Raw genomic sequence first — 12,684 nt, forward strand, 5'->3', positions numbered from 1 at the left:
ATTCGCTAATCATCGCCCATCAAATGTAGAGCTACTCCACGTGCTCTGAGACCGTTGTAAGGAGTTTACCGACGAAGGCGGTTTTGCCCCAGATGACAAACCGGCACTTATGCTCGTCAGGAAAATTCTGAAATTGCATCTTGGCCGGTCCGCGCGTTGGATCATCACTATTCATGATGGAGACTAGGTGCTGCGATAAAAGCTGTGCCTCTCTCGAGCCCATAGGGTATTCGACGACTGCGCACACCTCGAACGTTACGCCATCCTTGTCCTTGCCCTCATCGATAAAAGATTGAATGTTATCATCCGTCTTCTTCTTGATTTCCTTCGAGATTCTGCCAACGAACAATTCAGCATCCTCTTTCGCAATTCTCCAAGTACCGCCGATCTTGCTCGCCTGCAGCTTCCCTTCACGTATGTACCGGCGAATGGTACGGACATGCATGCCCCAAGCCTGCGCCAGCTGCTCTGCATCATACCAATCTTCCATTGCTTATGCCTCCCGTGAATGATTTCTAATCCGCAAACGTTCCAGAAGGGAACAAAAGGTAACAATTTATTGTATGGGATTAATATACAGCATTAAACCAGTTACTGTAAATAGGTCGAAGTAACAAAACGTAATAAGAAGTAATAAAAGGTGACGATAGGTCGTTTCGCAACGCATGAAACTCCCACTACGCGTTGTACAACTCCGCTTGGTCAGACTCGTTCAAGATGGGCTGGAAAGAACAATCAGTCGAATGAACAATAGTGGCAGCAACCAAAGGCACTAGCCCAATAAATTTGATTCGGAGTTAGACATCGCAGCCACCACATACGTTTGATCAGGGGGAAAAATAAAAAGCTATCCCATTAACTTTCTGGGACAGCTTCATTTGCAATTCCTATCGACGTCTTGAGATACAGCTCAGACCGCGGTCTTCCCGTCAACGTTCGGCTCCTACAACACAAACAACTGCTCCTTCGTTCGCGTCAACGCCCTTGGCGGCGATCCACCCGCTGTGATGACGTAGCTGTTCTCAATACCGACGACGCCTACACCTGGGAAAGTGAACTTCGGCTCAACCGCCAGCACCATGCCCGGCTCAAGCGGCATATCGAAACCATTCGCCAGCACCGGCCACTCATCGATCTCGAGGCCAATGCCATGTCCGAGGAAACGGACCTGATCCGCGCCAAAGCCCATGAAGTGATCGGCGAGTCCGCGATCGGCAGCTAGCTTCAATGAAGCGACGTATATATCCGAACAGCGTGCCCCTTCCACCATGAGCTTCTCAACTTCACGAATAATATGTTCAGCCGCTCCATACGCTTCCTTCAATTCATCTGATAGTTCGCCTATTACAGCCGTACGCGTCTGGTCAATGACATAACCATCGATACAACAGCCCAGATCGAGCAGGATTGGCTCGTTACGTGCAAACCGCTTCATGCTTACGCTTTGCGGCGCCGAAGGTCCAAGTCCCCGCCCGCCTGCCGGCCCGTCGAAGTACGTTGGTTCTGCGGCGGCCGTTCCTGAGCCAACCATTCCCGTTGGCACTTCCTGGTTGTAGCCGCGAAGCCTCATCACACCGATATGTCCGCGGCAGCGAACCCCATATTCTACTCTTGCAATCCACTCGAGCTCGGACACACCTTCCTTGAGTTCCGGCAGCGCTTCTGCCAGCGACTCCTCCAGAGCTACAGCCGCACGCTCAATTCGCTCAATCTCCCAGGCTGACTTCACCATCCGCGCACGGCGAAGAAGTGGGGAGGCGTCCGTCAGCCTGCTCAACCCGCGATCCGGCAGCGCCGCTCCTCCTTTGTCCCCGTCGTATGCTTCCGATACGAATGATGCCAGCTTCAAGTAAGTCGAAGCAGGCAGCGTATCAAGATCTGCACCAACACGCGGCGGCCCTTCGCTCTCGAATATTGAAGCATAATCCTGCCGCAGCGTCTGGCCGAATCGGCTGAACGAACCTAGCGGCACCGTTCGAATCGATGCTTCCCGCTTCGCTCGTTCTACACTTCGTCGAACATACAGCGTTGGCTCTCCTGCCGCAGGCACGAACAAATAGCCAGTCTGCATCGTTCCCGTCCAATAGAGGACCGAAACATTATGTGTGACAAGAACAGCACTCAGCTTCTCGGCGACAAGCCGCTGCTGCAACGCGTTTATCCGATTAGCAATCTCTTCAGCTGGAATATAATCATAAGCAGCCTGATCTGCAGTAAAATCATTCGTACCCGTCATATGTATCAGCTCCGATTCATCAATGATCCCCCCACATTACATCAGTTTTCGTGTACGCAGTCAACCGCTTAGCTCTGCCACCCCCTTCACGTACCAATCAATTGGTTCTATCACATCAAAGACACGCGGGTAGTCCAGATGAATGATGAGAATGACGCCGGGATGTTGGAGCGTTACCTCGTAGTTATACGCCGAGTTGCGATAGGTATAAGGAAACAATTCGTCCGCATTGATAACCTTGAAGACTACGATCTCGACAGGATGCCGCAAGTAAGAGCCAGCAATCGGCTTCAAATTGTTGTCCAACTGCAGATTCCCCATTAAATATGTCTTCGTTGCATTAGAAGCAGACACCGAATCAATCCACAACTTCCCATGTGCCAACTGCGCCGCATCCAACTGCTGAACGGCAGCATGCGCAGCCCGATTCACGGCATGCTTCGCCTGAAACAGCGCCTTCATCGCCATCTCCTCGTCCATCTGCTGCGCATGCGCCGTTACCCACATGACAGCCATAAGCGCAAACAACAGCAGCTTCTCCACTCACTCGTCACCTCGGCTTCTAACTATGGTACGTACTCACTCATCTTCATGCCGCGCGCACTCATCCATTCCGTCGACGGCGGCGGGTCTACGCCAATTAGCCGATCGAGCGTGAACAAGCCTTCGTAAGGATAACTAATCGCCAAGGATAGTCCTGTACCGCGCAAAAGAGGAGCGGATGCATTCGTCGCGCTGCTGCCATCCGTCGACCCCACCGTATATTTCAAAGCTCCAGGATTCAGTCCAAGCGACGCGAGCCGCTGCTTCGACTGCTCGATCATCGCCGCATCAATATAACCATGGCTGCCGTTCGCGCCAACCTCGAGCATATAATCAACCTCCTGCTGCAGCGCTGCCTGCCGAACAATAAGAATGTGCTTGTATACGGGCGAGAACATCATCCAGCACAACATTGCCGCGAACAACACGAATACTAAGATACTCCGCATGCCTGCTCCTCCTTTCCCCGATTTATCATTGCATCTGCCTTAAAGTAAGTGTTCAAAAAGTCGCTTACTTCGTGATCACAAGACGACTTTTTGAACCACCTCTTAAACGTTGCCCGTCCGATCCCCCTTCCGCTCTACGGGCTCATTCGTTGAATCGAATCCCGTATATGACTGCCGCTTTGCTCCAGCTGATTGTTCGTCCCATCTTCCCCTTTTACGACCTGCTCATAAATAAGAATGACGGTCAGCAGCAGAAGTACGGTCATTAGAATCGCTCTCATCCTGCTGGCCCCCTATGTCTATTAGTTGATCGATTATGGCGCGAGCGATGAAATTCTGCCATTCGCTGTCGACCCTTGTGTAAGGATCTGCTGTTTCGTTCCCGTCGTGTCGCCGGCAATAATCGTATTGAACAATACGATTACAACGACGAGCAGCATGACCGTCATCAAAATATTACGCATTCGCTTCACCTCCTTTGCTGGCATTCGCATTAAGCTGGAATTACCCGTTCAGCGATTGGAACAATTGCTGTCCTTCGCGTACCCACGGGTACAGGAACACTTGAAACATGTACAGGATCGGCAAGCCCGCAACCGTGAACAATACGTAAGAGGTCGTCTCCTTCCGGCTCTCCTTGGCCAGCTCCAGCTTCTCCTTATAGTCTTGAATGCGTTGGCGAAGCAGCTTGTAGAACTCTTCATTGTCATGCAATCGAAGCGAATCCAGCGTCTCTACAAAGCTTGCGCCATCGTCCGTTCCAAGCCGCTGCTTGAAACGGCGGAGCGCCTCTTCCGCATCGTGATACCATTCTGCGAGCAACCGCTGCAAATCACCTTGTACGACTGTTGCGAACGGCACGCAACGCGACAGCTTCGTATGCAGATGAAGATTGGAGCCTGCGAAATATAGAAGCTGGTTGCTAATCTGAAAAACATCCTTCGTAATCCGATGCGAACGCATCCGATGGACCGAGCGAAGCCACGGCAAATCGAAGTACAGCAGCATGTACACAATAGCCATTCCGCCTAGTACAAGAAAGAATGGCCCATTGCCAGCTTTCATTCGCCAGTAGATGACGACAGCCGCAGCAATCGGAATTACAATCGTCAGAGCTGATCGTCTAATCACCATGTACAGCGCCGGGTCGCCTTCAACGCCACATCCGCTAAGCAGCGCTTCCCGCTCCACGTAAGAAGCATCGTTCCTCGACAACCTCAGCCGCTTCAGCAGCCGGTCAGATACGGTCGTCGCACGCCAATTCAAGCTGCTCAAATGCTGCCAACGCGGTTTGCGCTTAGGCAGCAACTGGAGCAGCATGTACAGTGCAACGAACATCAGAATGAACTGCGCTGCCACACCTGCGCCAAGCACGATTCGACCAATCCAAAGAGATACAGCCATTAGAATCCTCCTTTCGAACAGCAGGTCATTACATCTTGCGGCGTGACAACCAAATCCCCATCAGGAAAGAAGCGAAGATAAGCACGATCGCATTCAGCATTAAATCGCGTCCCTTAGGGTCAACCAGATAGTAGTGGTAAGCATTCTTCGGACTGTAATGGACGTTCAAACCTACGAACAAGATCAGAAATAGCACCGGTGTAAAATTCGCAATGCGGATTTCAAGCAGCTTGTTCCGCTCCTGCTCGTTCGCTCGCCTTGATCGCCGCATATCCGTCAGCAGTTCACGCAAGCTCTCGCTAATGGAGCTGCCCTCCGATATCGAGACTCGCAATAGATTAACGAAATACTCTCCCCACACATGCCCAAGCGTTCCTGCAAATATGCGCAAGCTTGCTTCATCATCGCCCCGAACCGACAGGTTGCGATACAACTGGTCGAACACAGGCTGCATCTTGGCTGGCAGCCGCCGCTCCTCGATCGTTCGCTGCAGCGCGTGGCGGATGTGGCGTTCGCCTGTTACGAGATAGCTCTGGTAGAACAGTTCCACTGAGGGCAGGAAATCAATTCTCGTCTGAATTTGATTCTGAAGCAGCGCCATACGTACGATCGTATAAGGCATTAGTCCGCCCATCGCAGCAGGAAGTAACGCTCCCTTCACGCTGTGAAACAAAAAGAGACCTATGCCGCACCCGACAATCGCAAGCGCTGCCGATGTCGTGACGAAGGACACTGGCTGCAGCGGGACCCTCATCGACTCCAGCAAATCGGACAAATGCCGATACAATCTCTCCTGCCGCATAAGCAGCGACTCCATGGCACTGACCACGCCGCGCTTCTGTCGGTATTGCAGTCGGCTCGTACGATGATTGTGCGAAAGCAGCCCCATGATGACAACCCGAATGAAGACGAAGAGCATCAGAAACAACCCTAGAATCAGCAGCATCGCAATAGGCGGTAAATCACGCATCAGCATGCCCTCCGTCGCAGATCATCTCAACCGGCAAGGCTAACACGCCATAGCGGCGAAACCGCTCCATGGATACAGCAGTAGGCATGGAAGGGTACATCCACTGACCGCTCCCTTCGTCATACCGCACCCAATCGTTCACGACGACCGAACCCGCCTTCCATCCGATCTCGCCAATCCGATAAATTCGCCTCTTGCCATTCACAATCCGAAGCTCTATACCAAGCTGCGTTACATATTGTGCAATCCGCTTCGTTAACCGCTCAGGATTCATCCCGCGGCCATCGAGCATACACATGTCGCTGACCGCTTCCGGCACATCCTCCAGCGTGTTCGCATGGACGGTCGTCATACTTCCTTCATGTCCGCGCGTGCAAGCACGGACGTAGATGTTCGCATCCTGGTCCCGAATTTCAGCGTGGACGATGCGCTGCGGCGACTGCCGAAGCGCCAGCTTGAACGCTTGAGCTGAACGATGCGCCGAATCCTCTTCGTCGAACTCGTATTCCACTGCATTCTTGTTCGGAAAATCACGATGGATCATCATCTCGAGCCGATTCTCCAGCGTAATAATCCGTTCTTCGTCAGGCAGCTCAGCAATCAGCGACTTCATCAGATGCGTCTTCCCAGAGTTCGTCGGACCGATAATAACGAGATTGAACCTCGCTTGCAGAGCTTGGACTAGCAGCTGTCTTATGCTTTCATTCATCGTCCCATAAGCAGGCTCGCATAGCGCCTGCAGCCGGAATACCTTCACCGTATAGAAACGAATGGTCAACGTAGGCGAAGCTGTAAAACCGAAGCCGGTCATCGTTACGCGCGAGCCATCCCGCAGCATAACCTCGGCCCATCGTTTGCGCGGATTAATTCGGTCGTTATTGTATAGAACCAAGTTCTGCTGAATGCGCTCCACATCACGTACCGTGGCAAAAGAATACCGGGATAACACCGGCACGCCGCCGCGAACCTCATAGATGCGCGTGCCGACGACTTGGATTTCCTCCAGCTCTGCCCGTTCCGCCAGCACAAGCTCTAACACATTCATGCCAATCACTTCCGCGAACAACGCTTCAGCCAGCGAATCATAAGGATGGCTGAAGTCGGGCATATCGTGGATACGATGTCGAATCAGCCAGTCATTAATGAGTGCAAGGACATGCTCCCTCTCCTTCGCAAACCCAAGCACGGCACGGTTCAGCCGTTCGCTGTATTGGCGCCGCTCCTCTTCGGTCATGCCCCGAGGCGCTGACAAGTAAGTCCTCACCTCGTCGGCGATTCTCGTGAAGCTGCCGCTGTCCTCTTCTCGGACGCTTCCTGCAACGTTACGTTCGCCCGGCGCCCCCTCCGAGCGCAGCCTGGAGGAATACCCCGCCGGCGAGAACCGTTCCTGGTCCCGCTGGGCACTTACGCTCATGAGCCCACCCCATTGCGATGAGCAAGCAGCTTGCGGTACCACGGCTGCCGATGAACCTGCCGAGCGCGCTGAATGCCATACTGCTGCATCCACTGCTTGGCTGGCTGCTGCATGACTGCTCGTCCTTCTGCATCCGCCAGCCACTTGTCATACTGACCGCTGTCCAGCTGCATAAGCAGCGGCTTCGTTAACTGGAGCTCGCCCGCGAGCGGAAGCCCTGTCTCTTTGCTCACATCTTTCACACGAAATCCCCCCATTCCCCATGGCGAATGAATAACTAACAGCTCATAACCGTCTGATGGAACGCCGAACAACGGCGATATTTGACCAATCCAGCGGCTGCAATCCTCCTGAAAATGCGAAAGTGCATTCGTTGTTACCAATACTCGCGTTGTAGCTTCGCGAACGGCGCAGACGGTTGCGGCATTATCCCAATAAGCGCCAACGTCTGCGACTACGATATCAAACGTTCTCCGTGCCGTTTCGAGCAAATATTCGATTTGATCCGATGTATAGAACTCCGCCTGGTCCCGATCCATGTTGCCGAACAGCACATGCAGTCCCGCTATCCCCTTAACCGGGTAGGTATAACGGGTAAGCTGTTCCGGCAGCAGCGAGCGGCCGCGCAGTTCTGGCCGGATATGATCCATTCCGACCGCTGGCCGATCCACGCCGATGTAGCGCTGCAGCTTGGCACTCTTCAAGTTTAAGCATAGATATCCGACCTTCGCTTCACTGCTCTCAGCTATCCGGCAGGCGGCAGCAAAGGCAGCAATCGTCGTGCCAATATTCGGCGTCGTCCCGATGAATACAAGCAGCGGAGCTGCACTTGGCGCACTCAACGCCCCTCACTCCTTCCATCCTGAATGATGTCTACCTCATCAAACGAAGCCGGGCTGAAGGCGATAACGAGCTTTCCGCCTCCTTTGCACAGTTCATCGATTCGAAGCCACTGCGCCTCTGTCAAATTCAAATTCACGTATTCGATCATCGCATTCGCATCGCGCCGCGAGGCATACATCCGCTCTTTATCGTTATCCGCGAGCGACATCAGATTGGATTGATCCGCATTGTCGACTTCGATATTGTTCGATGATTTGACAGATGCGACGGTTACCGGTTCATCGAATAACCGGACAGAAGGGGTATTCTCACCCGTTACATACACCATGACGCGGTCGCCGGCGCGAATGCCATTGGACACAGACAACACATACGCTCGCGGAATCTGAAATGTAGATTCTGAGCGATTCGGCATAAGACGATAGCGGTCCAGCTTCCACTTCAGCACAGGCTCATCTACCCCAAGCGGAACAACAACTTCCCATCCATCTGCTTCTTGCGGCTGCAAGAGCATGGCGTCATTGACTGAGGATCGGGCTAACGGTATATAAGTCAAATCCGCTGCTGCAATCCGCTCCCCAGCGGCAATATATCGTTTCGGCACGACAACGCGTACCATCTCCTGATCCTGCACATTGCGCTGCTGTACGACATAGATGCTGTAGACGAGCACACCCGATAATAAAGCGGCAGCCAAGCTGACAGCCGTATTGCGTTTTCTACCCATGGATCGCCAGAACTCCTCTCTCAACTGTTTGACACTAAGCTACAAGGAAACAGATCGCCATCACCATGAAACGCAAAAAGAACGCAGCCATCGCACGTATTCGTACGTTGTGGCATGCGTTCTTCGCATCCGTTCCTGTATGGAGCAGCATCGTCATCGATGACTAGCTAAATTTGACTATATATTAACAACTGTGTCGTCATTTGTCTATCCTATTTTTGTGAATTTTGTCGAATATCGCTCGAATGGGTTTGCAACAGTTCAATTAACCGCTGAGCGGCTTTGCTCAAATATTGCTGTTTGGGCCAAATTAAAGCCGAGCGCGACAGCTCTTGCGGACCTTCGATCGGGTAGGCATGAAGATGCTCGCCGCCGTATCGGCGCAGCGACGTGATGGGAAGGATAGATGCGCCGAAGCCGGAAGCAACAAGCTCGATTAGCATCCCGATATCGGAGCATTCCGCCGCCACAGTTGGAGACAAGCCTCTCACATGAAACTGCTCCAGTATCAAGTGATACAGACCGAGTCCCTCTGTGCTTGGCAGCACGAGCGAATGCTCTGCAATCTGCGCATAAGTAACTGCTTCTGTAGGATGGCGATCAAGCGGATTCAACGTAACAAAATAAAGCGGCTCCGCCCCCAGCTCCACATAATCGAAATCATCGAGTGCGATAGGAAGCCGTACAATAGCTAAATCCAGCGCTTTCTCTTTGACAAGCTTGGCCAACATCCTTGTCTCATTCTGCTGAATGCGGAACGTAACATTCGGATAAAAGGTTCGAAAGGTGCTAAGCACGCGAGGCAAGCGCTCGTCAGACAACGTATTGACGCCTACAGCCAGCTTGCCCCGTAATCCAAGACCCGATTCGCGCACCTCAGCCTGCGCCTGATCCATAAGCCGCGTAATCGTTAGCGCGTATTCATACAAGGTCATTCCAGGCGCAGTCAACTCGAGATGTCGACCATTACGGTTAAACAACATAACGCCGAGCTCCGTCTCCATTAGCTTAAGCTGCTGACTAAGCGGAGGCTGGGACATATGCAGCCGATTCGCGGCTGATGTGACTTGCAGCTCCTCTGCAAGCGCGATAAAGTATCGCAGCTGTTTCATATCCATCGGACTCAAACTCCTGTAGAGGTAGCTCTTAAAGAATCGTTGCTGACAATCGATCTTTTGGAACGCTCACCTGTAAATGAATTTATCTATATGAATATCATATACATTATGAATTTTATTAATATTTTTAATATAGTTACTCCCATGATACCATAGGTGCAGCAATCACATATGCAAATCCTAAAAATGCGTGTTCAAAAAGTGATCAAAAGCGGACTTTTTGAACAACCTCTACACGAAAGCTGGAATGACAATGCTGGAACGCAATACTTCTCAATCAACAGCCAGCGTGCTGCTTGCCGGCGTGCAATGGCTGTTCTTCATTTTCACGAATACAGTCATGGTGCCGCTGTCTATCGGGCATGCGCTGGACTTGTCTCCTGCTGCAATCGCTGAATCGATGCAGCGCTCATTCATCCTAACCGGTGCCGTCTGTATTGTTCAGGCTGCATGGGGTCACCGATTCGCATTAATGGACGGCCCGGCGGGCGTCTGGTGGGGGCTTGTGCTCAGCATATGCGCGTCTGCGCCTGCGATGGGCATGGACCTTGGCACGGTAGCCGCAAGTCTTGCCAGTGGATTTATTCTGTCCGGCGTACTCGTCATTGCTTTAGCCTTATGCGGATTCCTCCGCGTGATGAAGCGACTATTCTCACCGAGCGTAATGGGCGTTTTCTTGTTCTTGATCGCCTTCCAACTCGAGAATACTTTCTTCAAAGGGATGATCGGCTTTGATATAGCGGGTCGGTTCGACCTGCCGATTGCCGGCTTGTCAGTCGTCATTATTGCAGTCGTCGCCCTCATTCACATTAAAGGCAAAGGCGTATTCGGCCAATTCTCGCTGCTTGGCGGGATCGTGTTCGGCTGGATCGCTTACGTACTGCTGTTCGGACAATCGAGTCGAATCGATGCTGCCGGCACCGATGTGATCTCGATCTGGCATTGGCTTCCCTGGGGTACACCGCATATTGATCCCGGCATTCTCGTCGTCAGCATGCTGGCCGGTATTGTGAACATGATGAATACGTTGACGAGCCTAACAGCTGCCAGCACTTTATACGGACGCGAATCAACTGATAAAGAAGCGGTCAAGTCCGTCCTATTCACCAACCTGTTCTCCATTATCGCAGGCTGCTTCGGGCTTATTCCATTCGGAACATTCGCATCATCAATCGGTTTTCTCGAAAATACACGTGTACTGCGGCGGAGCGCGCTCATCGTTGGTGCAGGCTTGTTCATTATCGTTGGCGCCGTTCCGGCTTTGAGCGGCTGGCTCGTACAGCTTCCGCTGTCGGTTGGCGGTGCGGCGCTGTTCGCCGCCTACCTTCAAATGTTCGGTACAGCCTTCCGCACGTTGTCCACCACGACATACACGCCGAGGACAATTTACCGTATTGCACTGCCGATTCTGACCGGCATCTGCATTATGAATCTGCCGACAGCGGCCTTCTCGGACCTGCCGCCGCTGCTGACACCATTGCTGTCGAACGGCTTGGTTATGGGCGTACTGCTCGTACTTGTGCTCGATAACGTCATTCGATGGGACCGGATCAAATAAGCCTAAACAGCCTGGCACAGTAACGTAGAGGTAACTCCATTACTTGAAAGTGCGTTCTTCCGCAATCTCTCCTGACGGACTAAGATGGACACATCGATGAAATCCATTATCCCAAAGGAGCGATTACTCTTATGAAACTGCAATTAGCGCTTGATCTCGTGAACATTCCGGAAGCTGTAGAAGTCGTCCAAGAGGTTGCTGAATATATCGATATCGTTGAAATTGGAACACCTGTTGTCATTAACGAAGGTCTGCGTGCCGTACAAGAATTGAAGAACGCATTCCCTTCGCTCCAAGTGCTCGCCGATCTCAAAATTATGGATGCTGGCGGTTACGAAGTAATGAAAGCATCTGAAGCTGGCGCCGACATCATTACCGTTCTTGGTGTATCCGACGATTCGACAATCAAAGGCGCCGTCGTAGAAGCACGCAAGCAGAATAAAGAAATCATGGTCGACATGATCAACGTGAAGGACATGGCAGGACGCGCGCAAGAGATTGATGCGCTTGGCGTCGATTATATTTGCGTCCACTCCGGCTACGATCACCAAGCGGCTGGCATCAACTCGTTCCAAGACCTCGCGACAATCAAACGGGTTGTGAAAAATGCCAAAACGGCAATTGCCGGCGGCATCAAGCTCGAGACGCTGCCTGAAGTGATCAGCGCGCAGCCAGACCTCGTCATCGTTGGCGGCGGCATTACTAGCCAATCGGATAAGAAAGCAGTCGCTGCCCAAATGCAGCAGCTGATCAAGCAGGCCTAAACGATGAGCGCCACTGCTGCCGCACCGATCCCGTCCATCCTGCTGGAGCTGCAGCGGACGCTTCAGTCCGTCGACGAACAGCAGGTCGACAAGCTCGCTGATCATATCACGGAAGCTGGCGCCATCTTCGTTGCAGGCGCTGGCCGTTCCGGATTGATGATGCGCGCATTCGCGATGCGTCTGATGCACTTAGGACTTCGCTCGTATGTCGTTGGCGAGACGGTTACACCTGGTATTGCCGCTGGCGATCTGCTGCTCATCGGCTCTGGCTCCGGCGAGACGAAGGGACTCGTCTCGATGGCATTGAAAGCACAGTCGATGCAGGCGAATGTCGCGGCCATCACTGTCGTGCCTGAGTCCTCGATCGGCAAGCTGGCTTCGACGCTCGTTCATGTTCCCGCCGCTACCAAAGAAGCAGGTACGACGGCAGCATCCATTCAGCCAATGGGAAGTTTGTTCGAACAAAGCATGCTGCTTATCTTGGATGCGGTCATCCTTCGGCTCATGGAACGTACGGGACAACATGCCAATGCGATGTTCGGCAATCACGCGAATTTAGAGTAGACGCCGACTGTACTCGATAGATACAACAAAGGCTGGCTTAACGAAGCAGAGGTTACTCTGCCGTTAAGCCAGCCTTATTTTATACAGTGGAGAT

General features: G+C 52.5%; 15 protein-coding genes. 3 read left to right on the forward strand and 12 right to left on the reverse strand.

Features of this window, described 5'->3' with window-relative positions; genetic code table 11:
- Window positions 1-31: 31 nt before the first annotated feature.
- The 12 genes from H8B09_RS21820 to H8B09_RS21875 form a co-directional block, all read right to left on the reverse strand.
- Window positions 32-490: a helix-turn-helix domain-containing protein gene (locus tag H8B09_RS21820; RefSeq protein WP_191205714.1), complete on the reverse strand. Its 459-nt coding sequence runs from the start codon at window positions 488-490 to the stop codon at window positions 32-34.
- 453 nt (window positions 491-943) lie between these two features.
- Complete coding sequence (locus H8B09_RS21825; RefSeq protein WP_191205715.1) at window positions 944-2,236, reverse strand: M24 family metallopeptidase; 1,293 nt, start codon at window positions 2,234-2,236, stop codon at window positions 944-946.
- 60 nt (window positions 2,237-2,296) lie between these two features.
- Entirely contained in the window at window positions 2,297-2,779 is a 483-nt protein-coding gene (locus H8B09_RS21830; protein WP_191205716.1) for a hypothetical protein, read from the reverse strand.
- Window positions 2,780-2,802: 23 nt separating this feature from the next.
- Entirely contained in the window at window positions 2,803-3,228 is a 426-nt protein-coding gene (locus tag H8B09_RS21835; protein ID WP_191205717.1) for a hypothetical protein, read from the reverse strand.
- 134 nt (window positions 3,229-3,362) lie between these two features.
- Window positions 3,363-3,509, reverse strand: a complete 147-nt coding sequence (locus H8B09_RS21840; RefSeq protein WP_191205718.1) for a hypothetical protein — start codon at window positions 3,507-3,509, stop codon at window positions 3,363-3,365.
- 33 nt (window positions 3,510-3,542) lie between these two features.
- Window positions 3,543-3,692, reverse strand: coding sequence for a hypothetical protein (locus H8B09_RS21845; RefSeq protein WP_191205719.1), 150 nt, complete (start codon window positions 3,690-3,692; stop codon window positions 3,543-3,545).
- Window positions 3,693-3,732: 40 nt separating this feature from the next.
- The gene (locus H8B09_RS21850) at window positions 3,733-4,632 is read right to left on the reverse strand and encodes a hypothetical protein (protein ID WP_191205720.1); all 900 of its coding nucleotides are present in this window, start codon (window positions 4,630-4,632) and stop codon (window positions 3,733-3,735) included.
- 28 nt (window positions 4,633-4,660) lie between these two features.
- A complete protein-coding gene (locus H8B09_RS21855) occupies window positions 4,661-5,602 on the reverse strand; it encodes a type II secretion system F family protein (protein WP_224753879.1) in 942 nt (313 codons plus the stop codon).
- A complete protein-coding gene (locus tag H8B09_RS21860; RefSeq protein ID WP_191205721.1) occupies window positions 5,595-7,016 on the reverse strand; it encodes an ATPase, T2SS/T4P/T4SS family in 1,422 nt (473 codons plus the stop codon). The genes H8B09_RS21855 and H8B09_RS21860 overlap by 8 nt, the downstream gene beginning before the upstream one ends.
- On the reverse strand, window positions 7,013-7,858 hold the full coding sequence (locus tag H8B09_RS21865) for a CpaE/TadZ family protein (RefSeq protein ID WP_191205722.1): 846 nt from the start codon (window positions 7,856-7,858) through the stop codon (window positions 7,013-7,015). Before H8B09_RS21865 ends, H8B09_RS21860 begins: the two co-directional genes overlap by 4 nt.
- A complete protein-coding gene (locus tag H8B09_RS21870) occupies window positions 7,855-8,586 on the reverse strand; it encodes an SAF domain-containing protein (protein WP_191205723.1) in 732 nt (243 codons plus the stop codon). The genes H8B09_RS21865 and H8B09_RS21870 overlap by 4 nt, the downstream gene beginning before the upstream one ends.
- 212 nt (window positions 8,587-8,798) lie before the next feature.
- Entirely contained in the window at window positions 8,799-9,704 is a 906-nt protein-coding gene (locus H8B09_RS21875; protein ID WP_191205724.1) for a LysR family transcriptional regulator, read from the reverse strand.
- A gap of 253 nt (window positions 9,705-9,957) precedes the next feature.
- On the opposite strand from H8B09_RS21875, the gene H8B09_RS21880 reads away from it, so the two are divergent.
- The 3 genes from H8B09_RS21880 to hxlB all read left to right on the forward strand — a co-directional run bounded on the left by H8B09_RS21880 (window position 9,958) and on the right by hxlB (window position 12,590).
- Window positions 9,958-11,262 (forward strand): uracil/xanthine transporter, encoded by a 1,305-nt coding sequence (locus tag H8B09_RS21880; RefSeq protein WP_191205725.1) that lies wholly within the window; start codon window positions 9,958-9,960, stop codon window positions 11,260-11,262.
- Window positions 11,263-11,393: 131 nt separating this feature from the next.
- Window positions 11,394-12,026 carry a 3-hexulose-6-phosphate synthase gene (gene hxlA / locus H8B09_RS21885; protein ID WP_191205726.1) on the forward strand — a complete coding sequence of 211 codons (633 nt, stop codon included), beginning with the start codon at window positions 11,394-11,396 and terminating at the stop codon, window positions 12,024-12,026.
- 3 nt (window positions 12,027-12,029) lie between these two features.
- Entirely contained in the window at window positions 12,030-12,590 is a 561-nt protein-coding gene (gene hxlB / locus H8B09_RS21890; protein ID WP_191205727.1) for a 6-phospho-3-hexuloisomerase, read from the forward strand.
- Window positions 12,591-12,684: the final 94 nt, after the last annotated feature.

This window comes from Paenibacillus terricola, assembly GCF_014779765.1.
In the GTDB taxonomy this organism is placed as follows: domain Bacteria; phylum Bacillota; class Bacilli; order Paenibacillales; family Paenibacillaceae; genus Paenibacillus_T; species Paenibacillus_T terricola.

Coding starts and splice junctions, on each gene's coding strand:
- hxlA (WP_191205726.1), top strand. CDS start 11,394: ATGAAACTGCAATTAGCGCTTGATCTCGTGAACATTCCGGAAGCTGTA.
- H8B09_RS21875 (WP_191205724.1), bottom strand. CDS start 9,704: ATGGATATGAAACAGCTGCGATACTTTATCGCGCTTGCAGAGGAGCTG.
- H8B09_RS21855 (WP_224753879.1), bottom strand. CDS start 5,602: ATGCGTGATTTACCGCCTATTGCGATGCTGCTGATTCTAGGGTTGTTT.
- H8B09_RS21825 (WP_191205715.1), bottom strand. CDS start 2,236: ATGACGGGTACGAATGATTTTACTGCAGATCAGGCTGCTTATGATTAT.
- H8B09_RS21840 (WP_191205718.1), bottom strand. CDS start 3,509: ATGAGAGCGATTCTAATGACCGTACTTCTGCTGCTGACCGTCATTCTT.
- H8B09_RS21870 (WP_191205723.1), bottom strand. CDS start 8,586: ATGGGTAGAAAACGCAATACGGCTGTCAGCTTGGCTGCCGCTTTATTA.
- H8B09_RS21845 (WP_191205719.1), bottom strand. CDS start 3,692: ATGCGTAATATTTTGATGACGGTCATGCTGCTCGTCGTTGTAATCGTA.
- H8B09_RS21880 (WP_191205725.1), top strand. CDS start 9,958: ATGCTGGAACGCAATACTTCTCAATCAACAGCCAGCGTGCTGCTTGCC.
- H8B09_RS21860 (WP_191205721.1), bottom strand. CDS start 7,016: ATGAGCGTAAGTGCCCAGCGGGACCAGGAACGGTTCTCGCCGGCGGGG.
- hxlB (WP_191205727.1), top strand. CDS start 12,030: ATGAGCGCCACTGCTGCCGCACCGATCCCGTCCATCCTGCTGGAGCTG.
- H8B09_RS21850 (WP_191205720.1), bottom strand. CDS start 4,632: ATGGCTGTATCTCTTTGGATTGGTCGAATCGTGCTTGGCGCAGGTGTG.
- H8B09_RS21835 (WP_191205717.1), bottom strand. CDS start 3,228: ATGCGGAGTATCTTAGTATTCGTGTTGTTCGCGGCAATGTTGTGCTGG.
- H8B09_RS21820 (WP_191205714.1), bottom strand. CDS start 490: ATGGAAGATTGGTATGATGCAGAGCAGCTGGCGCAGGCTTGGGGCATG.